The organism is Proteiniphilum sp. UBA1028 (genome assembly GCF_002316955.1).
In the GTDB taxonomy this organism is placed as follows: domain Bacteria; phylum Bacteroidota; class Bacteroidia; order Bacteroidales; family Dysgonomonadaceae; genus Proteiniphilum.
In genome coordinates this window covers 2943-6422 of record NZ_DCEN01000022.1, presented here as the reverse complement: position 1 = coordinate 6422, position 3480 = coordinate 2943, and the positions used below count along the sequence as shown (strand labels likewise).

At 50.7% G+C, this 3480-nt stretch carries 3 protein-coding genes; 2 read left to right on the top strand and 1 reads right to left on the bottom strand.

Features of this window, described 5'->3' with window-relative positions; genetic code table 11:
* Positions 1–1242, top strand: a 1242-nt coding sequence (locus tag B3Z75_RS02665) for a glycoside hydrolase family 92 protein (RefSeq protein ID WP_294067478.1), incomplete at its 5' end; no start/stop codon positions are given.
* Between the two features lie 112 nt (positions 1243–1354).
* Positions 1355–2611 carry an acetylxylan esterase gene (locus B3Z75_RS02660; protein WP_294067475.1) on the top strand — a complete coding sequence of 419 codons (1257 nt, stop codon included), beginning with the start codon at positions 1355–1357 and terminating at the stop codon, positions 2609–2611.
* 5 nt (positions 2612–2616) lie between these two features.
* Here B3Z75_RS02660 and B3Z75_RS02655 read toward each other — a convergent pair.
* A partial coding sequence (locus tag B3Z75_RS02655; RefSeq protein WP_294067473.1) for a helicase-related protein occupies positions 2617–3480 on the bottom strand: 864 nt, incomplete at its 5' end.

Genomic DNA, 3480 nt, shown 5'->3' with positions numbered 1-3480 from the left:
TACCGTTCATTCCTATGGCCTGCACTACGCAGTGATGTAAACGGCGACTTCACCGACGAACGGGGAAACGTGGTAAATGAAGGGTTCCGCTATTATACCAATCCCTCGTTTTGGGACGACTACCGGAACAAGCTTGTGCTGCTGGGAATGATCTCTCCGGATGTCACGACGGACATCATCAAATCAATCACCGATAAGGGTGAGAAAAGAGGAGGCTATATGCCCACCTTCTTCCATGGCGACCATGCTTCGGTGTTTGTAGCCGGAAGCTGGTTACGCGGCATTACAGGGTTTGATCTGGAGCGTGCTTATAAATTGCTGCTCAAAAATGCAACCGTTCCCGGTCAGGGTGGAAGGCCCTATCTCGATGAATATCTGAAGCGGGGATGGATTGCAGAAAAAGATACTACCCACGTCCCCACCTGGGACGAGTACAAGGCGGCCGTCACCAAAACAGTGGAATATGCCTACGACGACTATGCGACAGCATTGATTGCCAAGGAGCTTGGGGATCAGGAGAATCACGACCTGCTGATGCGTCACTCCGGAAATTACAAAAACCTGTTCGACCCATCAACCGGCTTCTGGCGTGGCAAGATAGAGGATGGCACCTGGATAGCCGATTTCGATCCCTACTACCCCTATTTCGCCTATATGTACCGGGAAGCCAACGCCTGGAACTCACTCTTCTTTGCTCCCCACGATCCGGAAGGAATGATTGCTCTCTATCCTGATCACAAGGCGGTGGAGCAGAAGCTCGACTCACTCTTCACCGAACCATGGCGGGGTTATGAGGCACACAACATGACCGGCTTTATCGGTAACTACTGCCATGGCAACCAGCCCTCCCACTCGATTCCATACACCTACTACTTCATCGGGAAACAGGAGAAGGCGCAATGCGTATTGGACAGCATCATGGGCCGATTCTATGATATGGGAGAGGAGAAGCTGGCTTACGCCGGCATGGACGATGCGGGAGAGATGTCAGCCTGGTACGTCTTCAACGCGATCGGCCTATACACCTACTCACCCGCCGATCCGGAATATATTGTGTCGGTACCGCTGTTCGACAAGGTGGAATTCACCCTGGGTGACAACACCACTTTCACCATCCGGAAGAAAGGAAATGGGAAAAAGATAACCGGGATCCGGTATGGGGGAGAGTCACTCAATGGTTGGTTTATTACGCATGACCAACTGAAACAAGGCAAGGAGTTGACAATAATAACTACCAAATAATTACTATATTTGCAGCAAGCTGGAATCGGAGTGTAAACTAAATTCCACTTTGAAAGAATGATCATATCAAATTCTTCAATTATAAAATACCATGTGTTTAAACTGTGCAAACATGAAAAAGAATTTCGGATTATTGCTTTTGTGGCTGTCAGCCTCGCTGGCTTTTACCCAACAGAAAGCGAATTACGATGAATCGAAAGTACCCGCGTATATCCTTCCTGAACTGCTGAAATGCCGGAATGGAGAGATGGTCACTACTGTAAATCAGTGGGAAAAACAGAGAAGACCGGAGCTGATGGAACTGTTTGCCTCCCAAATATATGGTCACACTCCAGCTGAAAATATAGATGTCTCTTACGAGATCATGACAGAAAACAGAGAGGCTATGGGTGGTAAGGCGACCAGCAAACAGGTAAAATTTACCTTTTCCAACGGAAACAAAAAATTGGAAGCTTTTCTTTTGATCTATATCCCGAACAAACCAAAAGGCAAAGTTCCGGTGTTTGTGGGATACAATTTCAAGGGAAACCACAGCACAACCACAGACACAACAATTCTTTATTCTCCTGCCTTCAGTCTGGTGAAAGAACCGGGTCATCCGGATTGGGAGAGGGGAACTCAAACAAGCCGGTGGAACTACGATTTGATTATCGACCGGGGATATGCTATTGCCACCATGTGTTATCATGATATCTTCCCCGATAAGCCGGAATTGAAAGATCACAGTGTGATTTCTCTTTTTTCCGGTTATAATCCGCAAAAAACAGATCCGGGGGAATGGCAGGCTATCGGTGCATGGGCCTGGGGTTCCAGTCGGATTGTCGACTTTCTGGAAACACAGGAAAGGATAGACACCAACAAAATAGCGATCATGGGACATTCCCGCCAGGGAAAGGCAGCGCTTTGGGCCGGTGCGCAGGATCCACGATTCCGCATTGTCATATCCAATGACTCCGGTTGTGGGGGTGCTGCACTTTTCAGGAGAAAATTCGGGGAGACCACTGAAATCATTAACAATGCATTTCCGCACTGGTTCTGTGAAAATTTCCGTCAGTACAACAACCAGGAAGAATTGATGCCGGTGGACCAGCATCAGCTGCTTGCTCTCATCGCGCCCCGCAAGGTTTACGTGGCCAGTGCAGAAGATGATCAGTGGGCTGATCCGAGGGGTGAGTTTTTATCGGCTTACCACGCCGGCCCGATATACCGGTTATACGGGTTGTCAACTATCGGAACAGATCAAATACCGGAGCTTCACACACCCATCATGGAAGATATCGGGTATCATATGCGGGCAGGAAAACACGACGTAACAGATTACGACTGGGAGCGTTTTCTGGATTTTGCCGACAAGCACTTCAAAAATTAATAATTTCAACTAATGCGGCTCCAGTCGTACCGGTTACCGCCAAGGCGGCTGAGCTGCTGCTTCAGCACCTGGTGCTCCGGCTGCTCCAGCGCCGGATCTTTTTCAATCACCCGCTCCGCAATCTCTCGTGCACGATAGAGAATGGCGTTGTCGCGTACCAGGTCGGCAATATGCAGGTTAAAAGGGATGCCGCTCTGCTGCGTCCCCTCCAGGTCGCCCGGGCCGCGCAGCTTAAGGTCGGCTTCGGCGATCACGAAGCCGTCGTTACTTTCGGTCATGATCTCCATCCGACGGCGAGTATCAGCAGAGAGTTCGTAGGGCGTAATCAGTATGCAGTAAGACTGATCAGCGCCCCTTCCCACCCTGCCTCTCAGCTGATGTAGCTGCGAAAGGCCAAACCGCTGGGCACTTTCGATCACCATCACGCTGGCATTCGGCACATTCACTCCTACTTCGATCACGGTAGTGGATACCATGATCTGCACCTCACCCGAGACAAACCGCCGCATCACCTCCTCCTTTTCGGCAGGTTTCATCCGCCCGTGCATCTTGCAGACGGTGAATTCCGGAAAGGCCGCTTTGACATGCTCGTATCCCTCCTCCAGGTTCTTCAGATCGAGTGTCTCGCTCTCCTCGATCAGCGGGTAGACCATGTAGGCCTGTCGCCCGGCACCAATCTGATCGCGGATAAACTGATAGAGGGCACCCCTTTTCTTGTCGTAACGGTGCAGCGTCTGCACCGGCTTACGACCCGGAGGAAGTTCGTCGATCACCGAGACATCGAGGTCGCCATAGACCGTCATGGCCAGTGTGCGGGGAATGGGTGTGGCGGTCATCACAAGCATGTGGGGCGGATGGCTGCTTTTCTC